A 26,868-nucleotide genomic window follows, 5' to 3' on the forward strand; every position below is an offset into this window, starting at 1 on the left:
CCACCTCGCCGGGCTCGTCGTGCTCCCGCCGGGCGCCGTGTACTTCCCCGGGCGCAGCGGCGGCGCCTCCGCCGCGACGACGCCCGGAGGGCGGCGCGCGCCCTACCGTGGCGGCGGCCGGTGGCCCCGCCGCCACGGCCGCCGTCCGCCGCGCACCGCCCGGTGGCCCAGCGCCCGCCCCGAGGAGCCCCCATGTCCGTCGCCCTTCCCGCCCCCGCCGCCGCCCGCGCCGCCGCGGCGGCCGTCGTCCGCGCCGCCCGCGCGGCCGCCCCGGGCGAACGGGCCGCGTACGCGGTGGGGACCGCGCTGACCGCGTCCGGGCTGTTCCACCTGGGCGTGTTCCTGGTGGCGGGCGGGCCGTGGGACGGCCCGGTGTCCTGGCGCAAGCCCTTCACCTTCGGGGTGTCCTTCGGACTGACGCTGATCGCGCTCACCTGGGTGACCTCGTACGTGGCCATGGGCGCGCGGGCCAGGACGCTGCTGCTGGCGCTCTTCACCGCGGACTGCGCGGTGGAGGTCGCCGGGATCACCGTGCAGGCGTGGCGGCGGCGTCCCTCGCACTTCGACATGGAGACGCCGGCTGACTCCGCGGTCGCCATGGTGCTGGCGGCCGGCGGCGGCCTGCTGGTCGTGGTGCTCACCGTCTTCGCGGTGGCCGCCTTCCGCCGGCGTCCCTCCGGTCCGGCCGGGATGCCGCTCGCGGTGCGGGCCGGCTTCGCGCTGCTGCTCGTCGGGCTGCTGTCCGGCGCGGCGATGATCGCGCGCGGCGTGGTCGACACCCGTACCGGCCGGCAGCAGGCCGCCTACCACTCGACCGGCGCGCTCAAGCCGCTGCACGCGGTGAGCCTGCACGCGGTGCTGGTGCTGCCGGTGCTGGCCTGGCTGCTGTCGCGCACCGCACGGCCCGCGGCCGCCCGGCGCCGGATCGTGCTCGCCGGCGTGCTGCTCTACGCGGCCGCGGCCGTCGCCGCCCTCGGCTGGGGGGCGGCCACGGCGTAGGGTGTGCTCGCCCGGCGCGGGGCGGCGGGGACGGGGCCGCGGCGCGGGCCCGGGTACGGGCGGAGCGGGTTCGGGGAGGACGGCGGCGGATGGGCGTGGACACCGTGGGCGAACGGGTCCTGGCGGTCCTGTCGCAGATGGGCGCGGCGGCAGGCGCCACGGGCGGCGCCGCCGCCCGGGTCACCGAGCTGACCGGCGGCACCTACAACGCCCTGCACAGCGTCGAACTCGCCGACGGCGAGCGGCTGGTGCTCAAGACACCGCCGCCGGCCGACGCGCCCCGGCTGCGCTACGAGACCGAACTCCTGCACGGCGAGGCCCTGTTCTACCAGTCCGCGGCCGCCGTCGGCGTGCCCGCGCCGCGGGTGCTGCACGCGCAGCCGCTGGAGTCCGCGGCCGGCGGGGCGTTCCTGCTGATGAGCCACCTGCCGGGGCGCACCTGGTGGGAGGTCGCCGAGGGCATGGCCGCGCCGGAGCGGGACCGCCTGCGCGCCTCGCTCGGCGCCATGGTGGCCCGGCTGCACACCGTCACCGGGCCGGGGTTCGGCTACCCCGCGCAGAGCACCGGGCGGCTCACCGGCCGCTGGGCGCCCGCGTTCGCCGCCATGGCCGGCGCGCTGCTGGACGACGCGGAGCGGCACCGGCCGTGGCTGCCGCGCCCGGTGCCCGCGATCCGGGCCGCGCTGGCCGCGGCCGCCCCGGCGCTCGACGAGGTCACCGTGCCGGCGCTGGTCCACTTCGACCTGTGGCCCGGCAACGTGCTGCTGGACGGGCCGGCCGGCGCCCGTACGATCAGCGGCCTCATCGACGGCGAGCGGATGTTCTGGGGCGACCCGCTGGCCGACTTCGCCTCGCTGTCGCTGTTCATGCCGGAGGCGGAGAGCGACCCGGCCTTCCTGTCCGGATACGGCGCGGCCGGCGGGCGGACCGTCTTCGACGCCGCGGCGGCCCGCCGGATCGCGCTCTACCGGTGCTATCTGTACCTGATCATGCTGGTCGAGGTGGTTCCGCGCGGCTACGGCGGCGAGCACGTCGCCTGGCTCCGCGAGTTCACCGGGCCCCGGCTCGACGCGGCCCTGGACGCCGTGGCCGGCGTGTCCTGAGCCCCTCCCGAGCCGGCCGGGGCCGGCCGGGGCCCGGCGGCGTGTGGCCCGCGCGGCCCTCGGCTCAGGGCAGCGTCGCGACGACCGCCGCGTACGACAGGCCGGCGCCGTAGCCGAGCAGCAGCGCGGTGTCCCCGGAGCCGGCGCCTCCCGAGGCCAGCAGCGCGTCCATCGCCAGCGGGACGGAGGCCCCTGAGGTGTTGCCCGCGGTGACGATGTCCTTGGCGACGGCCACGCCGGGCGGCAGCCCCATCGACCTGGTCATGCTGTCGATGATCCGCTCGTTCGCCTGGTGCGGGATGAAGGCGTCCAGGTCCTGCGGGGCGACCCCGGCCGCGTCCAGGGCCCGCCGGCCCACCGCGGCCATCTCGTAGACCGCCCACCGGAACACGCGCTGCCCGTCCTGGCGCAGCGCGGGGAAGGGGTGGCCCGGGTCCTTCTTGAGCGCGTCCCACGGCACGCTCTGCCGGATCGCGTCGGCCTGCGAGCCGTCCGCGCCCCACACCGCGGGCCCGATGCCGGGCTCGTCGCCGGGGCCGACGACGACCGCGCCCGCCCCGTCGCCGAAGATGAAGGCGGTCGAGCGGTCGGTCAGGTCGAGGATGTCGGACATCCGCTCGACGCCGACCACCAGCACGTGGCCGCCGCGGGCGCGCACCGCGTCGGAGGCGAGCACCACGCCGTGCACGAAGCCGGCGCACCCCGCGGAGACGTCGAAGCCCGCCGCCCTGGTCGCGCCGAGGCGGTGGGCGATCTCGGTGGCGATCGCCGGGGTCTGCATCAGGTGGGTGAAGGTCGCCGCGATGACGCAGGTGACGTCCAGCGGCCCGATGCCGGCGGCGGCGATCGCCTTGCTCGCGGCCTGCTCCGCCATCACCCCGAGCGTCTCGTCGGGGTCCGCCCAGCGGCGGGTCACGATGCCGGTCCTGCTGCGGATCCATTCGTCGGAGGAGTCGATGTGCCGGCACAACTCGGCGTTGCCGACGATCCGCCGGGGACGGTACGCCCCCACGCCGAGGATGCGGGAGTGTCCTCCGGGTGCGGCGAGCTCAGCTTTCATGGGGACCTTTCCGACGGGCGCGAGCCGGGGTGCACCCCCCGGCTCCCCGTCCAACGCGCACGCCCCTCCCAGAGTTGCGCACGTCAGTGGCGGTGTCCGGCACGCCGGGCCGCCCGGCGGCTCGTGCCGGACCCGCCCCCGGTCCCCGCCGGTGTCCGCGGGCGGCGCGGCGGCCGCCACCGGCCGCGGTCCGGACCATTGCCAACTCCCGTCTCCTGCCGTCACTTTGGTGGCGTCCTCAGCGGCTCGCACGGGAGTCACCCCCGTGCACGGGAAAGGAATCGATGTGCTCACCGGAGCGATGCACGATCCTCAGCACGGCGTCCACGCGCGGCGCACTCCCCGGCTCGCCGCCGCGTGCCTGACGGTGGCCGCGGCCACGGCCGCGCTGCTGGGCGCCGGCGGCGCCCGGGCGCTGGCCGCCGGGCCGGGCGCCACGCCTCCCCCCACCACCTGTTCCGGCGTCGTCAGGATCGACGCGCTGGCCTTCGCGCCGGCCGAGATCGCGGCCGGGCAGTCGTCCACCGCCACCCTGGTGGCGACGAACTGCACCGGTCAGCCGCAGAACGTCAGCGAGACGTGGGCGGCGAGCTGGGTCTCGGCGAGCACCACCGGCATCCCGGCCGGCTGCCCCGTCATCGACCCGCTGTCCCGGCAGGCGACCTTCGCACCGCACGCCCGCGCCGCCGCTTCGACCGGCTACCTGGTGTTCGCCGGCTGCACCGCGGACGCGCTGCGGCTGACGGTGACCGTCAGCCAGTCGGGCGTGCTCCTCGGCCGGGCGAGCGCCACCCTGCTGATCGACCACCCGGTGGCCGCCGGCTGACCGCCCCGGGCGGGGGCGGCACCCCCGGACCCGGTCCGGCCGCCCCCGCCAGACGCCACCGCGACGCCACACCCGCCACAGACCTCGGATCACTCGGCCCAGCGGCGCCGCCGACGCCCCGGGCGCCCGGGGCCGCGTCCCCTGGGCACGGATCACGCGGACGGCGCGGATCGCCCCCCTCCTACGGGACGCCCCCGCTCCCACGTGCCGCCCCGCCCGCGGCCGGGCCGGCCCCCGCGAGACCGGCCCCCACCGGATCAGCCCCACCGGACCGGCCCCACCGGCCCCGCACCGACGAGGTCGGCTCCCAGCCACCGCCGCGCACCCCCGCAAACACCCGGCCGTACGGCGCCGCCGCGCAGCACCGCGCAGGACCGCGCACCGACGCCGCCCTGCCGGCGCAGCTCACGGCCCCTCGGGGCCGCCGGGGCCGCGGGGCGGGCGGCCCTGCCGCGGCGGCCCGAGCGCCCCCTTCCCGGCCCGCGCCGCCCCCGCCCTGACTTGCGCTGACGCGCCGCCGCCGGCTGTCGCGTCCCTGCGATCGGCGGGCCGCGGCGGCCGGTACGTTTGTGGCGGCACCCATGCGGCGGCCGCCCCAACCGGAAGCGAACATGTTCCAACACTCCCCGCACATCACGGTCCGGCAACGCATCCCGATCGGGGCGTTGACGACCATGTGCATGTGGCGTAGAACTACCCTGCAGTTGCGATGGCGTTTCATCTTGGTGACTTCTGTTGGAAACGGATCGGTGCTGGAGCCGCCCAGAAACCTCCCGGATCCGCCAGCATTTCGCCTTCGGCCCCCTAGTAACGCCCACACACACATGGAGGCACCATGTCGGACGTCGAGTCGTCGGGCAGCACGACCAGTAGCCCGTTTGCGACGCGCAGGAACGTACTCAGGGGGGTGGCAGGCGCTGCGGGCCTCGCCGCGGTCTCCGGCGGGCTCCTGACGGCCTGTAGTTCGAGCTCGGACGACAAGAAGAAGACCGGTGGCAACGCCGCGTCGATCGCGGGGAGCACGGTGACCTTCGGGTCCAACTACTCCGACGCCGCGCCGAAGGCGGCGTTCTCCGCGCTGACGGCGTCAGCCACCACCAGCTCCAAGGTGAAGGTGAAGGTCAACACCGTTGACCACAACACCTTCCAGCAGAACATCACCAGCTACCTGCAGGGCACCCCGGACGACCTTTTCACCTGGTTCGCCGGCTACCGCATGCAGTACTTCGCGGCGCAGGGCCTGGTCGAGCCGATCGACGACGTCTGGGAGAAGATCGGCGGCAACTTCAGCGCGTCCGCCAAGCAGCTGTCCACGGGCCTGGACGGCCACCAGTACCTGGTGCCGATCTACAACTACCCGTGGGTCGTCTTCTACAACAAGAGCGAGTTCGCCAAGCGGCACTACTCGGTTCCCACCACGTGGGACGAGTACGTGAAGCTCGCCAAGAAGATGAAGTCCGACGGCCTGATCCCGATCGCGTTCGCGGACAAGGACGGCTGGCCCGCGCTGGGCACGTTCGACATCCTGAACATGCGGATCAACGGGTACGACTACCACATCAAGCTGATGAAGCACGAGATCCCGTGGACCGACCAGGGCGTGCACACGGTCTTCCAGCACTGGGCCGAGATCATGCCGTACCTGCAGACCGGCGCCAACGGCCGGATCTGGCAGGACGCGAGCAAGGCGCTGGAGCAGAAGCAGGCCGGCATGATGTTCCAGGGCACCAACCAGGTCGCCGCGCAGTACGTCACGGACAAGGCTGACCTGGACGACCTGGACTTCTTCACCTTCCCCTCGATCAACCCGCAGTGGGGCCAGGACTACATGGACGCCCCCACCGACGGCTTCATGCTCTCCAAGAAGGCGAAGAACAGCGACGCCGCCAAGGCGGTCCTGGAGTACATCGGCACCGGCCCGGCCGAGTCCGAGTACCTCAAGACCGACCAGTGGGACGTCGGCCTGGTCAACGGCCTGCAGGTGCCGACGTACAACGCGATCCAGAAGAAGTCGGTCGCCGAGATCGCCAAGTGCAAGTCGGTCGCCCAGTTCATGGACCGCGACTCGGACCCGGCGATGGCCAACGCGATGATCTCCATCATCCAGAAGTTCATCGACGACCCGAGCACCGGCAACATCGCATCCCTGCAGAAGAGCGCGGAGTCCCAGGCGAAGGCGATCTACTCCTGATGAGTTCCACCTCCCAGGTGCGTGACCCGGCGGCGGCGCCGGGCCGGTCCTCCCAGGACCGTGCCCCGGCCCGCCGCCGTCGGCGCATGCGCAAGATGACTACGCGTGACCGCGTCATGGTCACGCTGCTCCTCGGCATTCCGCTCCTGCTCGACCTGGCCTTCGTGTGGTTCCCGGCGATCGGCACCGTGCTGCTGTCGTTCACCAAGTGGAACGGCGTCGGCAGCCTGCACACCAAGAGCTGTGTGCCGAACCTGCCGCCGATCCTGAACAACGGCTGCGTCTACGGCCTGCAGAACTACCACCAGGCCGCGACGATCTACCCGGAGTTCTGGCCCGCGGTCCGGCACAACCTGATCTGGCTGGCCGTCTTCGTGGTGATCGCCACGCCGCTGGGCATGCTCTTCGCGGTCGTCATCGACCGCGGCATCCGCGGCAGCCGGATGTACCAGTCGATCCTGTTCCTGCCCGTCATGCTGTCGCTGGCGCTGGTCGGCATCATCTGGGAGTTCGTCTACTCCCAGAACTTCGGCCTGATCAACACCGTCATCGGGCGCAACGGCAACGACAACGCCATCGACTGGCTGGGCAATCCACATCTGAACCTGTGGGCGGTCCTGGTCGAGGCGACGTGGCGGCAGGCCGGCTACGTGATGGTGCTCTACCTGGCCGGGCTCAAGGCCGTCGACCCGACGCTGCGCGAGGCGGCGCTGGTGGACGGCGCCAACGCCTGGGAGACCTTCTGGCGGGTGATCTTCCCCGTGATGCGGCCGATCAACATCGTCATCATGGTCGTCACCGTCATCGAGTCGCTGCGCGCCTTCGACCTGGTCTACATCACCAACAAGGGCATCAACGGCCTGGAGCTGCTGTCGGTCCTGGTCACCACGAACATCGTCGGCGAGACCCAGCGGGTCGGCTTCGGCTCCGCGCTGGGCGTGGTGCTGCTGGTGATCTCCCTGGTGCCGATCTCGATCTTCCTGTACCAGACCTTCCGCCGCGAGGAATCATCATGAGCGCCGAGACCCTCCCCGGCACCGGCCTGAAGGCCCCCGCCGCGCACCGCGCCGGCGGCCCGGGCGCCAAGCGCAAGCCCTGGGGCCAGATCGCCTCCCAGGTCTTCCTGATCACCGCGTCGGTGCTGTGGCTGCTGCCGATCGCCTTCGCGCTGTACGTGGCGATCCGGCCGTACTCCGACACCCGCAAGTACGGCTACGTGTCGATGCCGCACCACATCACGTTCGACAACTTCCGGCAGGCGTGGACCCAGTCGGACATGCTGCACTTCTTCTGGAACTCGGTGCTGATCACCGTCCCCGCGGTGGTCATCGTGCTGGGACTGGCCTCGGGCGTGGCCTTCGTGCTCACCCGGGTCGACGTGAAGGTCAACGTCGCGCTGCTGATCCTGTTCACCGCGGGCAACCTGCTGCCGCAGCAGGTCATCATCACCCCGCTGTACCGGATCTACCTGAAGATCACGCTGCCGCACTTCCTGAGCAGCAGCGGCCTGATGTACAACTCGATCTTCGGTCTCATCGTCATCAACGTGGCCTTCCAGCTGGGCTTCTGCGTCTTCGTGCTGAGCAACTACATGAAGTCGATCCCCGGCGAGATGTACGAGGCCGCGCTCGTGGACGGCGCCTCCCTGTGGACGCGGTTCTGGCGGCTGACCCTGCCGCTGTGCCGGCCGGCCCTCGCCGCGCTCGCCACGCTGCTGACCACCTGGATCTACAACGACTTCTTCTGGGCCATCACCCTGATGTCGTCCGGCGACAAGCGACCGGTCACCTCGGCGCTCGCCAACCTGCAGGGCCAGTTCGTCAGCAACCAGAACCTGATCGCCGCGGCCGCGATGATCGCGGCGGTGCCGACGCTGGTGGTCTACGTCCTGCTGCAGAAGCAGTTCATCGCCGGCCTCTCGCTGGGCTCCAGCAAGGGCTGAGGCGCGGCACACGGCGGGGACGGCACGGGCCGGGGCAGCGCAGCGCGCCCCGGCCCCGCCCATGGCGGGGGGTACCCTCGCAGCACCGGCGGAAGGGGACCCGGATGGAGATCGCGCTGCGCGAGGTGGCCGACGCCGACCTGGCCGTCTTCTACGCCCAGACGAACGACCCCGAGGCGATCGCGATGGCCGCGTTCACCGCGCAGGACCCCTCGGACACGGCCAGGTTCCACGCGCACTGGGCGCGGAACCGGCAGGACCCCGCGGTCGTCATGCGCACCGTGGTGGACGCCGGCGGCGCGGTGGTGGGACACGTCGCGGCGTACGGGCCGCCCGGCGAGCGCGAGGTCACGTACTGGATCGGGCGCGAGCACTGGGGCCGGGGAGCGGCCACCGCCGCGCTGCGGGCGCTGCTCGCCCTCGTCCCCGAGCGCCCGCTGCACGCCCGCGCCGCCGCGGACAACACCGCCTCCCTGCGGGTCCTGCACGCGTGCGGGTTCCTGGTCACCGGCAGCGACCGCAGCTTCGCGCACGGCAGGGGCGCGGAGACCGACGAGGTTCTCCTCACCCTGCGGGACTGACCCCTCCCCCGGCATTGACAGCGCGGGCGGTGTCTCGCTCTCATGCGTGGGAGCGCTCCCACTCCCCCACGTTCCAGGAGGCGCACATGCGGAACCTTCTCTTGCGCGCGGCCCGCCGCCGGTGGCTGCCGATGCTCGCCACGGCGGCACTCGCGGTCCCCGCGGCGGTCGCGGCGGTCGCGGCCGCGCCGGCCGACGGCGCGACGGCCGGCTGCTCGGTCGGCTACACCGTCAACCAGTGGTCCGGCGGCTACACCGCGCAGATCCGGATCACCAACCTCGGCGCCCCGCTCAGCGGTTGGCAGCTCGGCTGGACCTACGGCGGCGACCAGCACGTCACGTCGGCGTGGAACGCCACGGTCAGCCAGTCGGGCGCCGCCGTCACCGCGTCCAGCCTCTCCTACAACGGCGCCCTCGCGAGCGGCGCTTCGACGGACTTCGGGCTGCAGGGCAGCTGGCAGTCGGCCGACCCGGCGCCGACCGCCTTCACCCTCAACGGCGTCTCCTGCGGTGGCGAAACGACCACCCCGCCGACCACGCCCCCCACCACCCCGCCGACAACGCCACCGACAACACCGCCCACCTCGCCGCCGGCCGGCTGCGGGACCGCCGTGCTCTGCTCCGGTTTCGAGGACCAGACCGGCTCCACCCCCTCAGGGGCCTGGCAGTTCAGCGCACCGGACTGCCAGGGCACCGGCGCCGTCAGCGTCGACTCCTCGGTCGCGCACAGCGGCAGCAGGTCGCTGCGCGTCGACGGGCGGGCCGGCTACTGCAACCACGCGTTCGCCGCCGCCACCCAGGACCTCTCCGCGGTCGGACCGGTGATGTACGTCCGCATGTGGGTACGGCACACCACCGCGCTGCCGGTGTCCCACGTCGCCTTCGTCGCGATGCCCGACGCCTCCCAGGGCGGCCGCGCGCTGCGCGTGGGCGGCCAGAACGGCGCCCTGCAGTGGAACCGGGAGAGCGACGACGCGACGCTCCCCGCGCAGAGTCCGGTGGGCGTGTCGATGAGCCGGCCGCTGCCGACCGGCAGTTGGCAGTGCCTGCGGTTCGCCGTCAACACCTCGGCGCCCGGCCTCGACACCTGGCTGGGCGACGAGCAGGTGCCGGGGCTGCACGTGGACGGGGCGCCGACGCAGGACGTCGACCAGCAGTGGCTGAGCCGTACCGCGCCGCCGCGGCCGACCGCCCTGCGGCTGGGCTGGGAGAGCTACGCGACCGGCGACGACACCCTGTGGTTCGACGACGTGGCCGTCGGCTCCTCTCCCCTCGGCTGCTGAGCGGCATGTGACGGACCGTCACTCCGCGGACCGCGGGTGGCCGGAGGGCCTATTCGCCGGGCTCTCCGGCCACCCGTCCCGTCACGTCACCGCGCACGCGGGCTGGGCGAGCCCCGAGCCGGTGCCGTTGAGGGTCATGCCGAAGGTCGTGGCGGCGGCGGGCGCGAGCGTCCCGTTGTAGGAGGCGTTGCGCAGGGTCGTGGGCGGGCCGGCGGAGTCGAGGTTCGCGTTCCACACCGTGCCGAGGGTGGTTCCCGAGGGCAGGGCGACGTGCACCGACCATCCGCTGATCGCCTTCGAGGCGCTGGTGTTGAGCACCGTCACCTCGGCCTGGAGGCCGCCGGGCCACTGGTGGGTGACGTGCAGGGCCGCCGTGCAGCCCGGCGCGGAAGGAGTGGTGGTCGGGGTCGTCGCAGTGGTGGGCGGCGGGGTCGTCGGCGGCGGCGTGGTGGGCGGCGGCGTGGTCGTGGCGCCGCCCTCCGTGGTGTATGCGGCAGCGGTGTACGCGGCCGAGCAGGTGGACGCGCAGGACGCCGGCAGCGAGAAGTCGTAGACCCGGCCCCCGGAAGACGTAGGCGTCCGAGGCGTCCTCGACCCGGATCGAGAAGTCGGTGCCGCCGGAGGCGGTGGGCGCGAGGACGAAGGACTGGCCCATGTCGCTGTCCATCTGCGCGTCGTGCCAGGTCCCGTCGGCCAGGTACTGCACGCCGTGCACGCCGTTGGGCAGGTGCGAGACGGAGATCGCGGGCCACCAGCGCTGGGCGCCCTGCAGGAAACCGATCCTGAGGTCGCCGCTGTAGCCGGGCGCCGGCACGTAACTCCACGAGACGCGGCGGTTGTTCCAGTGGTCGGCCAGGCCGCCGACCGGGACGCCGGCGCGGGTGAAGCGGCCGAGCGAGGAGGTGGCCAGGTCGAGGTGGTGCGGGTCGTCTCGGCACCAGGCGTTGGCGTCGGCGCAGCTGTCGGCGACCAGCATGGTCAGCGTCGCGCCGTCGTAGGCGTCCGAGGTCCACGAGCCGCCCCGGCAGAACGGCTGCCCCGGCGCGCCGTCGTTGGTCCCGGTGCAGTAGTCCCCGATGGTCACCCGCACCCAGCGGCCGCAGTTGTGCCCGTTGTCCCAGGCGCCGATCCTCGACGCCTGGTCGGGCGGCACCGGGCGCGGGTACATCGTGTAGTCGCCCGGGGTGTCGAACACGTTGAGGGCGACGAAGTCCTGCGAGTCCAGCTCGGACTGGGGCATCCCGCAGCCGCCGTAGGGCTGGCCGAGCCCGTCGAAGTGGGTGGCGTCGCCGACCACGTCGGCCTGCGCGGCGGTGGCCGCTGCGGCGGCGGGCCGCGGTGTGGCGGCCGGCGCGGGCAGCATGGTCACCGTCCAGACCAGCGCCGCTCCGAGCAGGGCGGACAGCGCGGCGGCCAGCCTCCGGGACGGCGTGCGGGACGGTCTGCGGGACGGCCTTCGGGAGCGTGGAGAAGAGCGCATCGAGATCTCCGGGAATGTGGGGGGACGGAGTTGTCGTCGCGTGGGTGAGGTGCGAAATGCGCGTGGGAGCGCTCCCATACTGCTCGCACTCCCGACCCCTGTCCAGGGCCGCCGCCGGCGTGCGCGGGCGCCGGTCTTTTCTGACGCACCGTCTTGTCAGCCCGCTCGCCGCGCCCTTACGGTGACGGCGTATCCGTGGGAGCAGCTCGGATGTGCACGGCGGTCCGGTCGCGTCGGACCGCCCCGAACCCCCGCCCGCCCTGGCGCCGCGTCGCGCCCGTGGCGGGCCCGTACGCCCTCCGGATCCTCTCCCCTCACCACCTGGAGTCGACAGGTGTCCTTTTCCCGTCTCCTCGCGCGCCCCCTTTCCGGTCCCCTCTCCCGGCCCCTCGCCGCTTCCTTCCTCCGGCGGTCGGCCGCGGTCCGCGCCGCCCTGGCGGCGGCGCTCCTCGCGCTCGCCGTCCTCCTCGTCCCGAGCGGTCCCGCGCACGCGGCGGCGACGGTGCGCGTCATGCCGCTGGGCGACTCGATCACCGGGTCTCCCGGCTGCTGGCGGGCGCTGCTCTGGCAGCAGCTGCAAGCCGCCGGCCACACGGACGTCGACATGGTCGGCACGCTGCCCGCGCAGGGCTGCGGTGTCCCCTACGACGGCGACAACGAGGGCCACGGCGGCATCCTCGCCACCGGCATCGCCGGGCAGAACCTGCTGCCGGGCTGGCTGTCGGCCACCCACCCCGACATCGTGATGATGCATCTGGGCACCAACGACGTGTGGAACGGCATCGCCCCCGACACGATCCTCGCCGCCTTCAGCACGATGCTGGACCAGATGCGCGCCTCGAACCCGTCGATCGCGCTGCTGGTCGCCCGGATCACCCCGATGGCGCCCGCCAACTGCCCGGCGTGCGGGCAGCGCGTGGTGGACTTCGACGCCCGCATCCCGGCGTGGGCCGCGGCGCACGGCACCGCGCAGTCCCCAGTCACCGTGGTCGACCAGTGGACCGGGTACGACACGGCGGCCGACACCTACGACGGCGTCCACCCGAACGACTCGGGCAACGCCAAGATCGCCGCCCGCTGGCTCCCCGCGCTGAGCGCGGCGCTGACCGGTGGCGGCCCCACCGCTCCCCCGACGACACCCCCGCCGACGACGACCCCGCCCACCACTCCGCCGCCCACCTCGCCGCCGTCGGGAGCCGCCTGCACGGCCGTCGCGCAGGTCACCAACGCCTGGCCCGGCGGCTTCCAGGCGCAGGTCACCGTCACCGGCACCGGCGCCCTGCCGGTGACGGGCTGGTCGGTGCGGCTCGCGCTGCCCTCCGGGGCGGCCGTCCCCTCGCTGTGGAACGCGGTCGCCGACCCGGCGTCACCACCCTCGACCTTCCGCAACGCTCCGTACAACGGTGCTATCGCACCCTCGGCGTCGACCTCCTTCGGCCTGGTCGTCAACGCTCCCGGCACCGCGCTCGGCGCCCCGGTGTGCACCGCGAGCTGAAGCGGAGCGGAGCGGCGCCGCCGGCGCCCGGCGCACGCGGCCCCCCCGCGGCAGCCGGGCGGCGGTGGGCCGTGCGGTGGGTTCGGGCGGGACGGTGCGGCGGGTTGGACGGGCGCGGATCGCGGCGGCCGTAGGGTGGCAGGCGGAAAGCAGCGGTACGGCAGAGACGTGAGGGACACCGATCCATGGCAACAGCCCCGGTCCAGACGCTCAACGACGGGACGGTGCTGCCGGGCCTCGGTCTCGGTACCTATCCGATGGACGACGCCGAGGCCGAACGGGCCGTGGCGCAGGCCGTGGCGGCCGGCTACCGGCTGGTCGACAGCGCGGCGAACTACCGCAACGAGGCCGGCGTCGGCCGCGGCGTGCTGGCGAGCGGGGTGCCGCGCGAGGAGGTCGTGGTCACCACCAAACTGCCGGGACGCGACCACGGTTACCGCGAGACGCTGCGGTCCTTCGACGAGTCCCTCAAGCGGCTCGGCCTGGAGTACGTCGATCTGTACCTGATCCACTGGCCGTTGCCGCGGGTCGGCCGGTACGTCGACTCGTGGAGGGCGATGATCGAACTGCGCGAGGCGGGCGTGGTCCGCTCGATCGGCGTCTCCAACTTCACCGCGGAGCACATCGACCGGCTGGAGCGGGAGACCGGTGTGCTGCCGTCCGTCGACCAGATCGAGATGCATCCGCTCTTCCCCCAGGCGGAGTTGCGCGAGGTGCTGGCCGCCAAGGGCGTGGCGGTGCAGAGTTGGAGTCCGCTGGGCCGCGGCAGCGACGTGCTGGGCGACCCCGCGGTGAAGAAGGTGGCGCTGGCGCACGGCCGGACCGCGGCGCAGGTGGTGCTGCGCTGGCATGTGCAGTCCGGTGCGGTGCCGTTGCCGAAGTCCGCCGACCCGCGGCGGCAGCGCGAGAACCTGGACGTCTTCGACCTGCACCTCGACGCCCAGGAGATGGCGTCGATCGCCGGGCACACCCCGCACCGCCTGGGCGGCGATCCGCGGTACCACGAGGAGTTCTGAGCGGCGCCCCGCGCTCCGCGTCCCGCGGTGCGCCGGCGTTACAGTGACCGTCCTGAGGGTTACCCATGCGGCCTCGACGGGGCCGGCGGAAGGCGGGATGGACATGCGGGTCGCCGTGGTCGGCGCCGGGGGCGTCGGGGGCTACTTCGGGGGGCGGCTGGCGGCAGCCGGAGGCGACGTCATGCTGGTCGCCAGAGGCCGCCACCTTGAGGCGATCCGCGCGAACGGGCTGAGCATCCGCGGTGCGGCCGGCGACGTCACGGTGCCGCCCGGCGCGGTGGTGCCGAGTGTCGACGCGGTCGGGCGGGCCGACGTGGTCCTGGTGGCGGTGAAGCTGTGGGACACCGAGGACGTGGCGCGGCAGTTGCGGCCGCTCGCGGAGAGCGGCGCCGCCGTGGTCTCGCTGCAGAACGGCGTCGAGACCCGGGAGGCGCTGCGCCGGCACCTTCCGGAGGAGTCCCTGCTGGGCGGCGTCTGCTACGTCTCCGCGGTGATCGAGCAGCCGGGCGTGGTGGTGCACCGCGGCGGCTTCCAGAAGCTGGTGTTCGGCGAGTACGACGGGCGGCGGTCGGAGCGGGTGGTGGAGCTGGCCGCGCAGTGGGCGGGGGCCGGGCCCGAGGCCGAGGTGAGCACCGACATCACGCGGATGATCTGGGAGAAGTTCGTCTTCCTCGTCGGGCTGTCGGCGGCCACCACGGCGGTGCGGCAGCCGATCGGCGTGGTGCGCGGCGACGCGGGGTCCCGGGCGCTGCTGCTGGACGTGATGCGGGAGACCGTGGCGGTCGGTCGGGCCCGCGGGGTCGCCCTCGACCCGTCGTTCGCCGACGAGCGGCTGGCGTTCTGCGACACCCTGCCGCCCGATATGGCCGCCTCCATGCACCACGACCTCACGCACGGCAACCGCCTGGAACTCCCGTGGCTCAGCGGCGCGGTGGCCCGCCTCGGCGCTGAGCTGGGCGTCCCGACACCGCGCAACAGCACCGTGGCGGACATCCTGTCCCCGTACGTCCAGGGCGCGCCGGCCACCGCCGGTTGACCGGGAGCGCGGCCACGCGCCGTCTGCGGTGAACACCGCGGCTCACCGACTGCCGTGTGCGCGCGCTCTGTTCGAGCGCGCGCGGTACGCGGTCTAATCCTCTCAACGTACGTGACGTCGTCTGAGGGGGTTCCATGGAGTGGACACGCAAGCAGGCGCTGAAGGCCCTTGCCGGGACGGGAGTGGCGGCCGCCGTGGCGCTGCGGCCCGGGGTCGCGGCGGCCGCGGGCGGGGTCGGGGGCAACGGCAGGGTGATCGAGCGGGACGTGGCCGTGATCGGCGGCGGGTCGTCGGGCACGTACACCGCGGTGCGGCTGCGGGACGAGGGCCGCAGCGTCGTCGTGGTGGAGACCAAGGACCGGCTGGGCGGCCACTGCGAGACCTACCACGATCCGCAGACCGGGCAGACCACGGACATCGGGGTCACCGTCTTCCACGACACGCCTCTGGTCCGGGGCTACTTCGGGCGCTTCGGAGTCGACCTGGTCACGATGCCCGGCTTCGGCGGCGGCAGCACCACCTATGCCGACTTCCGCACCGGGCGGGTCGTGGACGGCTACTCCCCGTCGGTGCCCACCGCGCTCGGCACCTACTTCGGCATCCTCCAGCAGTACCCGTACCTGGCGACCGGCTTCGACCTGCCGGACCCGGTGCCGTCCGAACTGCTGCTGCCCTGGGGCGATTTCGTCACCACGTACGGTCTGGAGTCGATCGCCCAGCTGGCGTACGCCTTCGGCCAGGGGTTCAACGACATCATGCGGCTGCCGGCGCTGTACGTGCTCAAGTACTTCGGCACCGGCGTGGTCACCGGCATCCTGCAGGGCTCCTTCCTGACCACGGCCCGCCGCGACAACAGCGAACTGTACGAGAAGGCGGGCGCGTTCCTCGGTACCGACGTGCTGCTGAACAGCCGGGTGGTGTCGGCCGACCGGGACAGGACCGGCGGCGGGGTGCTGTTGCAGGTCGACACGCCCGAGGGGCCGCGGACCATCAGGGCGGGGAAGCTGCTGATCACCGTCCCGCCCCTGCCCGCCAAGCTCACCGCCTTCGCCCTGGACGCCCGGGAGCGGGCGGTCTTCGGCCGGTTCCGTCAGGGCAACTACTCCACCGCCCTGCTGGAGCTCTCGGGGGTCCCCGCCGACCTGACCGTGCAGAACGTGGCCGCCGACACGCCGTACAACCTGGCGCCGCTGCCCGCGAGCTACGCGTTCTCGCCGAGCAGCGTGCCGGGGCTGCACGACGTGAAGTACGGCAGTTCCACGCCGGTCGCGGACGACGTGGTGCGCGGGCACATCATCGCCGACCTCAAACGCCTGCGCGCCCAGGGCACGCTGGACGTCACCGGTGCCTCCTTCCGCACCTTCTCCAGCCACACCCCGTACGAACTGACCGTCGGCGCCGCCGACATCAGCCGCGGCTTCTACCGCGACCTGACCGCGCTGCAGGGCAGGCGGCGCACGTTCTGGCACGGCGCGGCCTTCCAGGCGCACGACTCGGCGCTGCTGTGGGAGTTCAGCGAGCAGACCCTGCTGCCGCTGCTGACCGCCTGACGGCGGTACGCAGCGCCGGGCGGCCGGACCCCGGGCAGGGGGCGGCCGCCCGCGCGCGCCGGACCGGGCGCGAGCGAACGCGCCGATCGTGCACCGCTCCCGGGGCCCGGCGCGCCGGACGCGCTCCGGCAATGTCGGAACCCGGTCGATCTCGCCACACCAGCACCGGCGGGAGTGCGCTCGGCTCCGACTTCAGGCAATTCACCGCCCAGAGGAGGCCAATCGGCGCCCACTTCTTGACGAGTGAGGCGTAATCACAGTTGACTCACCGTCACTTGGGCCGCGGCGTTGCGGCCCGCCCCGGGGAGGCATCCACCCATGAACGCGTTGACGCGACGGGCCGTCGTCGTGACCGCCGCCGTTTCCATGGCGCTCACCATGGCCGCCTGCGGCAAGACGGGAGACAAGTCCGACAGCGCCGGCAAGGGCAGGACGATCGGCCTGCTGCTGCCGGACGTGGTGACCGCCCGGTACGAGAAGTTCGACAAGCCGCTCATCGAGGCGAAGATCCACGAGCTGTGCAAGGACTGCCGGTTCACCTACGACAACGCCTCAGGGGACGCGTCCAAGCAGGCGCAGCAGGTCAACAGCATGATCACCAGGGGCGTCAAGGTGCTCATCGTGGACGCCCAGGACGCGGTCGGCATCCGGTCCTCGGTGCAGAAGGCGGTCGACCGTGGCATCAAGGTCGTCGCCTACGACCGGCTGGCGCAGGGCCCGGTCTCGGCGTACGTCTCCTACGACAACGAGAAGGTCGGCGAGCTGCAGGGCCGGGCGCTGCTGGACGCGCTGGGCGCGAAGGCCACCCCCTCCTCCGACATCGTGATGATCAACGGTGACGACGCCGACCCCAACGCCGCGCAGTTCAAGGCCGGCGCCCACCGGGTGCTGGACGGCAAGGTCAAGATCGCCTACGAGCAGAGCGGCCTGTGGAAGGACACCGTGGCCAACCAGAAGGTCACCGCGGCGATCACCCAGCTCGGCGGGAAGAACATCGTCGGCGTCTACTCCGCCAACGACACCATGGCCGGCGGCATCTCCACCGCGCTCAAGGGCGCCGGCATCAGCGTGCCGCTCACCGGGCAGGACGCCGACCTGGCCGCCGTCCAGCGCATCCTGACGGGCGCGCAGACCGCGACGGTGTACAAGGCGCCCAAGCCGGAGGCGTACCTCACCGCCGAGATCGCCGTGGACCTGGTGAACGGCAAGCCGTTCAGCTCGGTCACCGACACCACCGTCAAGAGCGGCTCGGGTGACAGCGTGCCCGCCAAACTGCTGACGGCCGTCTCGGTGACAAAGGCCGACGTGGAGGACGTCGTGGTGAAGGGCGGGCTGTACACCGCCGCGCAGATCTGCACCGCGGACTTCGTCCAGGCCTGCAAGGACGCCGGCATCCAATAGCCGGGCGCGGAAAGGGTCCCGCGCGGTCTCCGCCGGAGATCCGGGCGGACGGCATGGCGTAGGCAGTCACCCCGAGGGGTCTCCCGCACCGCGCGGGGGACCCCTTGCTGTGTCCACCGCCACCCGCGACGGGCTTGTGCCGGGCGCGCGCCTTCCACCAGTGTCTACCGCGTGCGCTCCGCACACGCACACCGTGAAAGCCCTGTACTGCCGTTTCTGCCGCTTCTGCCGTCGAGACCTCAGCCGAGAGGGACAAGGGATACGGATGCCGGAGTCAGTGCCACAGCAGATCGGCGTCGCGGCCGAGTCCAGCGCGGGGGAAACCCGCGTGGCCGCCACGCCAGCCAACGTCCGCCAACTCCTCAAGCTCGGCTACGAGGTCGTCGTCGAGTCCGGCGCGGGTGAGGCGTCGGGGTTCACCGACGACGCCTACGCCGCGGAGGGCGCCCGGATCGGCGCGGCGTGGCAGGCCGACATCGTGCTGAAGATCAACGCCCCCTCCCCCGACGAGACCGCGCGGCTGCGCGACGGCGCGGTGCTGGTCGCGCTCCTCGCCCCCGCACAGAACCCCGAACTGCTGGAGCGCCTCTCGCAGCGTCCGCTCACCGCGCTCTCGATGGACGCGGTGCCGCGGATCTCCCGCGCCCAGTCGCTCGACGTGCTCAGCTCGATGGCGAACATCGCCGGCTACCGCGCGGTGATCGAGGCCGCGCACGTCTTCGGCCGCTTCTTCACCGGACAGGTCACCGCGGCCGGCAAGGTGCCGCCGGCGAAGGTGCTGGTGGCGGGGGCCGGAGTGGCGGGCCTGGCCGCGATCGGCGCCGCGGGGAGCCTCGGCGCGGAGGTCAGGGCCACCGACCCGCGGCCCGAAGTCGCCGACCAGGTGCGGTCGCTGGGCGGCCGGTACCTCGCCGTCGAGGTCGAGCAGGAGGCGAGCACCGACGGCTACGCGAAAGCCACCTCGGAGGCGTACGACCGGCGGGCCGCCGAGATCTACAGCGAGCAGGCCGCCGAGGTGGACATCGTCATCACCACCGCGCTCATCCCCGGCCGGCCCGCGCCCAGGCTCATCACCGCGGCGGACGTCGCCGCGATGAAGCCGGGCAGCGTCGTGGTCGACATGGCTGCGGCGCAGGGCGGCAACGTGGAGGGCACGGTGGCCGGCAAGGCGGTCGTCACCGACAACGGCGTGACCATCCTCGGCTACACCGACCTGCCGGCCCGACTGCCCGCGCAGGCTTCGCAGTTGTACGGCACCAACCTGGTCAACCTGCTGAAGCTGCTCACGCCGGAGAAGGACGGCCGGCTGGTGCTGGACTTCGACGACGTGGTGCAGCGCTCGGTGACCGTGGTCAGGGACGGCGAGACGACCTGGCCGCCGCCCCCGGTGCAGGTCTCGGCCGCCCCGCAGCAGCAGCCGGCGGCCGCGGCGCCGGTCACGCCGGAGAAGCGGCCGCTGTCCGCGGCGGCCAGGTTCGGCCTGATCGGCGCCGGGATGGCCGCGCTGTTCCTGCTGATCGCCTTTTCCCCCGCCCAACTGGCCGAGAACTTCACGGTGTTCGTGCTGGCCGTGGTCATCGGCTACTACGTCATCGGCAAGGTCCACCACGCCCTGCACACGCCGCTGATGTCGATCACCAACGCGGTCTCCGGGATCGTCGTGATCGGCGCGCTGCTGCAGATCGGCCGCGGTTCGACCGTCGTGACCGTGCTGTCCTTCGTGGCGATCCTGCTCACCAGCATCAACATCTTCGGTGGGTTCGCCGTCACCCGTCGCATGCTCGGCATGTTCTCGAAAGGCTGAGGCCGCATGAAAGCCAGTACGGGAATCCAGGCCGCGGACGTCGTCGCCGCCCTCCTGTTCATCCTGAGCCTCGCCGGGCTCTCGCAGCACCGCACCTCCCGGTCCGGCATCGTCTTCGGCGCCTGCGGCATGGCCATCGCGCTCGCGGCCACCATCGGGTTCACCGCGAAGGACGTGTCCGGCTGGGGCATCGCGCTGCTGATCGTCGCGATGGCGATCGGCGCGGCCGTCGGCCTGTGGCGGGCCCGGGTCGTGGCGATGACCGGCATGCCGGAGCTCATCGCGATGCTGCACAGCTTCGTCGGCCTCGCCGCGGTGCTGGTCGGCTGGAGCAGCTACGAGGAGGTGGAGGCCAAGGGCTCGGCGCAGACCGCGATCGCGCACGAACTGCTGCGCATCCACCACGCCGAGGTGTTCATCGGCATCTTCATCGGCGCGGTCACCTTCACCGGTTCCATCGTCGCGTTCCTGAAGCTGTCCGCGCGGATCAAGTCCCGCCCGCTGACGCTGCCGGGCAAGAACCTGCTGAACCTCGGGGCGCTCGCCGGGTTCGCGGCGCTGACCGTCTGGTTCGCCGTCAGCCCGAGCCTCGGCCTGATGATCGCGGTGACGGTGCTGGCGCTGGCGCTCGGCTGGCACCTCGTGGTGTCGATCGGCGGCGGCGACATGCCGGTCGTGGTGTCGATGCTCAACAGCTACTCCGGCTGGGCGGCCGCCGCCGCGGGCTTCCTGCTGAACAACAACCTGCTGATCGTGACCGGCGCGCTGGTCGGCTCCTCCGGCGCCTACCTGTCGTACATCATGTGCAGGGCGATGAACCGGTCGTTCATCTCGGTGATCGCCGGCGGCTTCGGCATCGAGGCGGCCGCGCCGTCGGACGAGGAGGCCGGCGAGCACCGCGAGACCGGCGTGGAGGAGGCGGCCGAACTCCTGGAGGGCGCGTCCTCGGTGATCATCACCCCGGGGTACGGCATGGCGGTCGCGCAGGCCCAGCACCCGGTGGCCGAGCTGACCCGGGCGCTGCGCGAGCGCGGCGTGGAGGTGCGCTTCGGCGTCCACCCGGTCGCCGGCCGGCTCCCCGGCCACATGAACGTGCTGCTGGCCGAGGCCAGGGTGCCGTACGACGTGGTGCTGGAGATGGACGAGATCAACGACGACTTCGCGGCGACCGGCGTGGTGCTGGTCATCGGGGCCAACGACACCGTCAACCCGGCGGCGACCGAGGACCCGAGCAGCCCCATCGCCGGCATGCCGGTGCTGCGGGTCTGGGAGGCGGAGAACGTCATCGTCTTCAAGCGGTCCATGGCCTCCGGCTACGCCGGCGTGCAGAACCCGCTGTTCTTCCGCGAGAACACCCGGATGCTGTTCGGCGACGCCAAGCAGAGCGTCGAGGGCATCCTGCGGGCGCTCAGCACGTCCGGCCGCGCCGCGACCACCGGCGGCGGCAGCGCACGCGACGGCCGCCAGCCGACCGGCGCCGCCACCTAGGCTCCGGCCAGCCGCGCACGGCAGGGGGCCCCGGCACACCGCCGGGGCCCCTGCCGTGCGCGGCGCGGCGTCACATCTCCGGCGCCACCGCCGGGACCGGCGCCTGGCCGCCCATCGCGTCGCGGCGGGCCGGCATCCGCAGGGTCACCATCCGCCGCCAGCCGGCGGCGCGTTCGAAGCCGTACACCGCGTGGATGCCGGCCCGCAGCACCGCGGCCTTGGGGGCCGGCCAGTGCAGCACCCGGCCCATGTGGGCCATCACCGCGAGGCTGACGTCGCGGTAGACGCGGATCTCGGCGAGCGCGCTCTCCCGCAGGATGCGCCGGATGGCGCGGGAGTGGCCGTGCGCACCGAGGCGCAGCAGCTCCTCGTGGCAGTACGCCAGGTGGTTGTCCTCGTCCCGGGAGATCGCCCGCACCGCGCGGCCCACCTCGGGGTGGTCGCCGAAGTGCTTGAGCAGCAGCGCCATCTGCTCCGAGGCACGCTGCTCGGTGACCCTGCTGTGCGCCAGATAGGTGACGATGTCCGCCTCGGTCAGCGGCTGGTCCTGCCGCAGCCGGGCGTGCGCGAGGCCGATGCCCTGGCGCTCCAGCAGCATCGTGTAGTCGGTGTCCGACGGCACCGGCACGGCGTCGAGCCCGCGCTTGCGCATCAGGGCGGTGAAGATGCGTCCGTGCTTGTCCTCGTCGGCGCCGTGCCGGGCGATCTTCGGCGCCATCTCGCGCTGCGCCTCGGGGACGAGGGCGGCGATCCTGCCGTTCTCCCAGCCGCCCTGGGCCTCACCGCTGGCGGCGATGGAGCAGAACAGCCGGAAGGACTCGTCGTCGTCGAGGATCTCCGTGAACAGGCTGCGCGCCGAGAGCATCGCGTGCCTCCTTCGGTCGGCCCGCAGCCGGAAGCTGACGGGAAGTCCACCCCGAGTCAAGGTCGGCCCGCGGACCCCCGCAACCCAGGGGCGCACGCACTCGTCCGATCGGCGCACGCCGGGCGCATACTGGCCCGAGTGCCGGAACGCCGCGGACGTCGCCCGGACGGCTCACCGCCCCGCGCCCGAAACGGCAGCACGTGTTTCGGTGTGAAAGGAGCAGCCGGAGCAGAACCGGCCGAAAGCCGGACGTGACCGTCACGCCGGCGGGAAGCAGGTATCCATGGCGAAACGAGAACGCGGCTCGGGGCGCGGATCGGGCCTGATCGGGGAACTCTCAGCGGAGTTCGCCGGCACGATGATCCTCATTCTTTTCGGCGTCGGCGTCGTGGCCCAGGTGGTCGCCGGCGGCGGGCTGACCACTCCGCCCGGCGGCCTGGGCAACCACGACAGCATCGCGTGGGCCTGGGGACTGGGCGTCACCTTCGGTGTGTACGTCGCCGCACGTCTCAGCGGCGCGCACCTCAACCCGGCGGTGACCGTCACCCTGGCGGCATTCAAGGGCTTCTCCTGGAAGAAGGTCGGCCCGTACGTGCTGGCCCAGTTCCTCGGCGCCTTCGTCGCGGCTCTGCTGGTGCGCTGGAACTACACCGAGGTCCTCGGCCACTTCGACCCCGGCCACACCATCAAGACGCAGACGGTGTTCTCCACCCTGCCCGGCAACGGCAACCCGGCCGCCGGGGTGCACGAGTGGGGCGCCTTCCGGGACCAGGTGATCGGCACCGCGATCCTGCTGATGCTGATCCTCGCCGTCACCGACCTGCTCAACACCCCGCCGCAGGCCAACCTCGGCCCGTTCATCGTGGGTCTGATCGTGGTGGCGATCGGCATGGCGTGGGGTACGGACGCCGGATACGCCATCAACCCGGCGCGTGACTTCGGCCCGCGGCTGGCGAGCTACATCACCGGCTACAACACCGCGTGGCGAGATCAATGGGGCAATTTCTACTGGTACATCCCCATCATCGGCCCGCTGGCCGGCGGTCTGCTCGGCGGCGTCGTGTACAAGCTCTTCGTCGGCCGCTTCCTCCCGACCGCCGAACCGGAGCCGGCCGGCCGGACGCCGCTTCCCGAAGAGAGCTGAAACCAGTCGATACAGCCGGGCGGGACGGGTGCGCGCACGCGCGCCCGTCCTCGCCCGGTCCGCGGACCGCTCACGGTTCACGCACGAGAGGCAGCAATCCATGGCGGACTTCGTCGGCGCGGTGGACCAGGGGACCACCAGCAGCCGCTTCATGATCTTCGACCACTCGGGCAACGAGGTGGCCAAGCACCAGCTCGAACACACGCAGTACCTGCCCAAGCCCGGCTGGGTCGAGCACGATCCGACCGAGATCTGGGAGCGGACCAACGTCGCGATCCAGACCGCGGTGCGCTCGGCCGGTCTGCAGGCGTCGGACCTGGCGGCCATCGGCATCACCAACCAGCGCGAGACGACGGTGGTGTGGGACCCGCGCAACGGCCGCCCGTACGGCAACGCGATCGTCTGGCAGGACACCCGCACCGACTCCATCGCCAAGGCCCTGGAGCGCGACGGCCACGGCGACCTGATCCGGCGCCGGGCCGGCCTGCCGCCGGCCACGTACTTCTCCGGCGGCAAGATCAAGTGGATGCTGGAGAACATCGACGGCCTGCGCGAGGCCGCCGAGCAGGGCCACGCGATCTTCGGCACCACCGACTCCTGGGTGCTGTGGAACCTCACCGGCGGCCCCAAGGGCGGCATCCACGCCACCGACGTCACCAACGCCAGCCGCACCATGCTGATGGACCTGGAGACGCTGGACTGGGACGACGAGCTGCTCGGCATCTTCGGCATCCCGCGGGCGATGCTGCCGAAGATCAACTCCTCCTCGGACGCCGAGGCGTACGGCAGCACCCGCGCCTCGCGGCCGCTCGGCTCGCCGGTGCCGATCGCCGGTGTGCTCGGCGACCAGCAGGCGGCGACCGTCGGGCAGGTGTGCTTCGCGCCGGGCGAGGCGAAGAACACCTACGGCACCGGCAACTTCCTGCTGCTCAACACCGGTACCGAGGCGGTGCGTTCGGAGAACGGGCTGATCACGACGGTGGCGTACAAGTTCGGCGACGCGCCGGCCGTCTACGCGCTGGAGGGCTCGATCGCGGTCACCGGCTCGGCCGTCCAGTGGCTGCGCGACCAGCTGCACATCATCAAGGCGGCGCCGGAGAGCGAGCGGCTGGCCAAGACCGTCGAGGGCAGCGACGGCATCTACTTCGTGCCGGCCTTCTCGGGCCTGTTCGCGCCGTACTGGCGCTCCGACGCCCGCGGTGCGATCGTCGGCCTGGCCCGCTACCACACCGACGGGCACCTGGCCCGGGCCACGCTGGAGTCGATGTGCTACCAGAGCCGCGACGTCGTCGAGGCGATGGAGCAGGACTCCGGGGTGCACCTGGACGTGCTCAAGGTCGACGGCGGCGTCACCGCCAACGAGCTGGCCATGCAGACCCAGGCGGACATCCTCGGCGTGCCGGTGAGCCGTCCGGTGGTCGCCGAGACCACCGCGCTCGGTGCGGCCTACGCCGCGGGCCTGGCCACCGGGTTCTGGCGGGACACCGACGAACTGCGCGAGCACTGGAACGAGTCCAAGCGCTGGGACCCGCAGTGGAGCGAGGAGCAGCGCGCCTCCGGCTACGCCGGCTGGAAGAAGGCGGTCGAGCGCACCCTGGACTGGGTCGACGTCGAATAATCGCGGCGCATATGTTGGCCTCCCGAGGGCCGGCATACGCGGCCCCGACGGGGCCGCGACCTTTCCGGCCCCGTGCGACCGGACAGGAGACCCATGGCAGACCCGGTGATCATCGGCAGCGAGCGCAGCGAGATCGGGCTGCCGAGCGGGATGGACGTGCTGCGTCGCGGCGGCTCCGCGCTGGACGCGGTGGAAGCCGCGATGCAGCGCTGCGAGGACAACCCGGCCGACCACTACGTCGGCACCGCGGGGCTGCCGAACGCGCAGGGCGTGGTGGAGCTGGACGCCTCGGTGATGCTCGGCTCCGGCCGCAGGTTCGCCGCGGTGGCCGCGTTGCAGGGCTACCCGCACCCGATCTCGGTGGCCAGGGCGGTGCTGGAGAAGCTCCCCCAGCACAGCCTGCTGGTGGGCGAGGGAGCCGCGCTCTTCGCGCGGGAGTGCGGCTTCGCCACCGCCGACCTGCTCACCGATGAGTCGCGGGCGCAGTGGCGCAAGCAGGTCGCCGACTCGCAGGAGGCCGTCGAGGGCGAGAACACCGCGGCCACCGACGGTGACCGCAGGTACCGGGAGAGCGCGCTGGCGCTGATCCGCAGGCTCGCCCCGCACGACGGCCCGTGGGGCACCATCAACATCATCGCGCTGGACGCCACGGGCGAGATGTGCGTTGGGGTGTCCACCTCCGGCTACCCGTACAAGTACCCCGGCCGGGTCGGCGACTCCGCGCTGCCGGGCGCGGGGAACTGGTGCGACCTGCGGGCCGGCGGCGCCGCCTGCACCGGCCGCGGCGAGTTGAGCATGCGCGGCGGCACCGCCCGCACCATCGTGGACCTGATCGGCGCCGGCAGCGATCCGGCCGAGGCGTGCCGGACCGCACTGGCCGACGCGGCGACGCTGCCCGACGACTTCCGCTCGGAGCTGCGCGCGCTGGCGCTGACCCCGGACGGCCGGCACGGCGGCGCGGCGGGCCAGGAGGGCAGCGTGTACGCGCTGATGACCGCCGACTCGGCCGAGCCGGAGCTGCGGCCGAGGATCGTGCTGTGAAGATCTTCCTCTCCTCCGACATGGAGGGCACCGCGGGCGTCGTCGACTGGTCGCAGTGCCGGGCCGGCCACGAGGACTACGGCTACTACCGCTCGCTGCTGCAACACGAGGTCAACGCGGCCATCGAAGGCGCGAGGGCCGCGGGCGCGACGGAGTTCCTGGTCAACGACTCGCACGCGGCGATGGCCAATCTGCGCCCCGACACCCTGGCGGGCCGGGCCCGCTACCTCTCCGGCCGCCACAAGCCGCTGTACATGATGCAGGGCCTGGACAGCTCGTTCGACGGCGTGTTCTTCGTGTCGTACCACGGCTCGATGCAGGGCGCGCCCGCCGTCCTGTCCCATACGTACAACCCGTCGGCGATCGCCGAGGTGCGGCTGAACGGCGTGGTCGCCGGGGAGAGCGGGATCAACGCGCTGGTCGCGCTCGGCCACGGGGTGCCGGTGCTGCTGGTGACCGGCGACGACACGACCGCGGCGGAGGCCGAGGCGTTCTGCCCCGGTGTGGTGGGGGCGGTGGTGAAGTCGTCGGTGTCGCGGTTCGCCGCGGACAGCCTGCACCCGGAGGACGCCCGCGAGGTGATCAGGGACGCGGCCCGGCAGGCGGTGGCGGCGCTGCCCGGGGCGGCGCTGCCGCGGATCACGCTGCCCGCGACGCTCAGCGTGCGGATGCGCAACCCCGACCTGGCCGAGATGGCCACCTGGATCAGCGGGGTGGTCGCGGACCCGGCCGATCCCGCGGCGGTGACGATCACCGACGACGACCCGGTCCGGCTCTACCGCACCTTCGTCACCGTCGTGCTGCTCACCAGGGGCATCGCGGAGTGACGACCGGGCGACCGCCGACCGCCGGCGGCCGCCGGACGGTGTGGGGCGGTGTGGGGCGGCGGAACCCCCGCCCCACCGGGGCCGCCGGGTTCCGCCGCCGGAGAACGCCCGTGCGGGT

Annotated in this window: 23 protein-coding genes; 20 read left to right on the forward strand and 3 right to left on the reverse strand. The window is 72.7% G+C overall.

Translation table 11 applies throughout. The features are described 5' to 3' along the window. The first annotated feature begins 192 nt into the window (after window positions 1–192). Together V2S66_RS10415 and V2S66_RS10420 are read left to right on the forward strand one after the other, a co-directional pair. Window positions 193–999 (forward strand): hypothetical protein, encoded by an 807-nt coding sequence (locus V2S66_RS10415; protein WP_330794305.1) that lies wholly within the window; start codon window positions 193–195, stop codon window positions 997–999. Between the two features lie 89 nt (window positions 1,000–1,088). Continuing rightward, window positions 1,089–2,102, forward strand: coding sequence for a phosphotransferase family protein (locus tag V2S66_RS10420; protein WP_330794306.1), 1,014 nt, complete (start codon window positions 1,089–1,091; stop codon window positions 2,100–2,102). A gap of 64 nt (window positions 2,103–2,166) precedes the next feature. Here V2S66_RS10420 and V2S66_RS10425 read toward each other — a convergent pair whose 3' ends face one another. Continuing rightward, window positions 2,167–3,162 (reverse strand): beta-ketoacyl-ACP synthase III, encoded by a 996-nt coding sequence (locus V2S66_RS10425; protein ID WP_330794307.1) that lies wholly within the window; start codon window positions 3,160–3,162, stop codon window positions 2,167–2,169. Window positions 3,163–3,427: 265 nt separating this feature from the next. Here V2S66_RS10425 and V2S66_RS10430 point away from each other — a divergent pair, with 265 nt between their 5' ends. The 6 genes from V2S66_RS10430 (at window position 3,428) to V2S66_RS10455 (ending at window position 9,985) form a co-directional block, all read left to right on the forward strand. Next, window positions 3,428–3,988 (forward strand): hypothetical protein, encoded by a 561-nt coding sequence (locus V2S66_RS10430; RefSeq protein WP_330794308.1) that lies wholly within the window; start codon window positions 3,428–3,430, stop codon window positions 3,986–3,988. 835 nt (window positions 3,989–4,823) lie between these two features. Further along, the gene (locus tag V2S66_RS10435; protein WP_330794309.1) at window positions 4,824–6,179 is read left to right on the forward strand and encodes an ABC transporter substrate-binding protein; all 1,356 of its coding nucleotides are present in this window, start codon (window positions 4,824–4,826) and stop codon (window positions 6,177–6,179) included. Then, a complete protein-coding gene (locus V2S66_RS10440) occupies window positions 6,179–7,195 on the forward strand; it encodes a carbohydrate ABC transporter permease (protein WP_413966351.1) in 1,017 nt (338 codons plus the stop codon). The genes V2S66_RS10435 and V2S66_RS10440 overlap by 1 nt, the downstream gene beginning before the upstream one ends. Next, window positions 7,192–8,121, forward strand: a complete 930-nt coding sequence (locus V2S66_RS10445; RefSeq protein WP_330794311.1) for a carbohydrate ABC transporter permease — start codon at window positions 7,192–7,194, stop codon at window positions 8,119–8,121. Before V2S66_RS10440 ends, V2S66_RS10445 begins: the two co-directional genes overlap by 4 nt. 104 nt (window positions 8,122–8,225) lie before the next feature. Next, window positions 8,226–8,702, forward strand: a complete 477-nt coding sequence (locus V2S66_RS10450) for a GNAT family N-acetyltransferase (protein ID WP_330794312.1) — start codon at window positions 8,226–8,228, stop codon at window positions 8,700–8,702. An 86-nt stretch (window positions 8,703–8,788) separates the two neighbouring features. Further along, window positions 8,789–9,985 carry a cellulose-binding domain-containing protein gene (locus V2S66_RS10455; RefSeq protein WP_413966352.1) on the forward strand — a complete coding sequence of 399 codons (1,197 nt, stop codon included), beginning with the start codon at window positions 8,789–8,791 and terminating at the stop codon, window positions 9,983–9,985. Between the two features lie 81 nt (window positions 9,986–10,066). Here V2S66_RS10455 and V2S66_RS10460 read toward each other — a convergent pair whose 3' ends face one another. Then, on the reverse strand, window positions 10,067–10,309 hold the full coding sequence (locus tag V2S66_RS10460) for a cellulose binding domain-containing protein (protein WP_330794313.1): 243 nt from the start codon (window positions 10,307–10,309) through the stop codon (window positions 10,067–10,069). Here V2S66_RS10460 and V2S66_RS10465 point away from each other — a divergent pair. From V2S66_RS10465 to pntB, 8 genes are all read left to right on the forward strand, one after another. Next, on the forward strand, window positions 10,296–10,538 hold the full coding sequence (locus V2S66_RS10465; RefSeq protein WP_330794314.1) for a hypothetical protein: 243 nt from the start codon (window positions 10,296–10,298) through the stop codon (window positions 10,536–10,538). The two genes, V2S66_RS10460 and V2S66_RS10465, sit on opposite strands and share 14 nt — an antisense overlap. Before the next feature lie 1,261 nt (window positions 10,539–11,799). Further along, window positions 11,800–12,960 (forward strand): GDSL-type esterase/lipase family protein, encoded by a 1,161-nt coding sequence (locus V2S66_RS10470; RefSeq protein WP_330794315.1) that lies wholly within the window; start codon window positions 11,800–11,802, stop codon window positions 12,958–12,960. A 185-nt stretch (window positions 12,961–13,145) separates the two neighbouring features. Next, window positions 13,146–13,976, forward strand: coding sequence for an aldo/keto reductase (locus V2S66_RS10475; RefSeq protein WP_330794316.1), 831 nt, complete (start codon window positions 13,146–13,148; stop codon window positions 13,974–13,976). 97 nt (window positions 13,977–14,073) lie between these two features. After that, entirely contained in the window at window positions 14,074–15,012 is a 939-nt protein-coding gene (locus tag V2S66_RS10480; RefSeq protein WP_330794317.1) for a ketopantoate reductase family protein, read from the forward strand. Window positions 15,013–15,146: 134 nt separating this feature from the next. Beyond that, entirely contained in the window at window positions 15,147–16,562 is a 1,416-nt protein-coding gene (locus V2S66_RS10485; RefSeq protein ID WP_330794318.1) for an FAD-dependent oxidoreductase, read from the forward strand. A 318-nt stretch (window positions 16,563–16,880) separates the two neighbouring features. Further along, complete coding sequence (locus tag V2S66_RS10490; RefSeq protein WP_330794319.1) at window positions 16,881–17,963, forward strand: sugar ABC transporter substrate-binding protein; 1,083 nt, start codon at window positions 16,881–16,883, stop codon at window positions 17,961–17,963. A 265-nt stretch (window positions 17,964–18,228) separates the two neighbouring features. Beyond that, window positions 18,229–19,767, forward strand: coding sequence for a Re/Si-specific NAD(P)(+) transhydrogenase subunit alpha (locus V2S66_RS10495; RefSeq protein ID WP_330794320.1), 1,539 nt, complete (start codon window positions 18,229–18,231; stop codon window positions 19,765–19,767). Between the two features lie 6 nt (window positions 19,768–19,773). Then, window positions 19,774–21,255, forward strand: coding sequence for a Re/Si-specific NAD(P)(+) transhydrogenase subunit beta (pntB, locus tag V2S66_RS10500; protein ID WP_330794321.1), 1,482 nt, complete (start codon window positions 19,774–19,776; stop codon window positions 21,253–21,255). A gap of 70 nt (window positions 21,256–21,325) precedes the next feature. On the opposite strand, the gene V2S66_RS10505 is transcribed toward pntB, so the two are convergent. Further along, window positions 21,326–22,120: a ferritin-like domain-containing protein gene (locus tag V2S66_RS10505; protein WP_330794322.1), complete on the reverse strand. Its 795-nt coding sequence runs from the start codon at window positions 22,118–22,120 to the stop codon at window positions 21,326–21,328. A gap of 283 nt (window positions 22,121–22,403) precedes the next feature. Here V2S66_RS10505 and V2S66_RS10510 point away from each other — a divergent pair, with 283 nt between their 5' ends. From V2S66_RS10510 to V2S66_RS10525, 4 genes are all read left to right on the forward strand, one after another. Then, a complete protein-coding gene (locus tag V2S66_RS10510; protein ID WP_330794323.1) occupies window positions 22,404–23,264 on the forward strand; it encodes an MIP/aquaporin family protein in 861 nt (286 codons plus the stop codon). A gap of 100 nt (window positions 23,265–23,364) precedes the next feature. Then, entirely contained in the window at window positions 23,365–24,882 is a 1,518-nt protein-coding gene (glpK, locus tag V2S66_RS10515; RefSeq protein ID WP_330794324.1) for a glycerol kinase GlpK, read from the forward strand. Between the two features lie 93 nt (window positions 24,883–24,975). Then, a complete protein-coding gene (locus V2S66_RS10520; RefSeq protein ID WP_330794325.1) occupies window positions 24,976–25,923 on the forward strand; it encodes a N(4)-(beta-N-acetylglucosaminyl)-L-asparaginase in 948 nt (315 codons plus the stop codon). After that, window positions 25,920–26,750, forward strand: coding sequence for a M55 family metallopeptidase (locus V2S66_RS10525; protein WP_330794326.1), 831 nt, complete (start codon window positions 25,920–25,922; stop codon window positions 26,748–26,750). The genes V2S66_RS10520 and V2S66_RS10525 overlap by 4 nt, the downstream gene beginning before the upstream one ends. Window positions 26,751–26,868: the final 118 nt, after the last annotated feature.

The organism is Actinacidiphila polyblastidii (genome assembly GCF_036353415.1).
Taxonomy (GTDB): Bacteria; Actinomycetota; Actinomycetes; order Streptomycetales; family Streptomycetaceae; genus Actinacidiphila; species Actinacidiphila polyblastidii.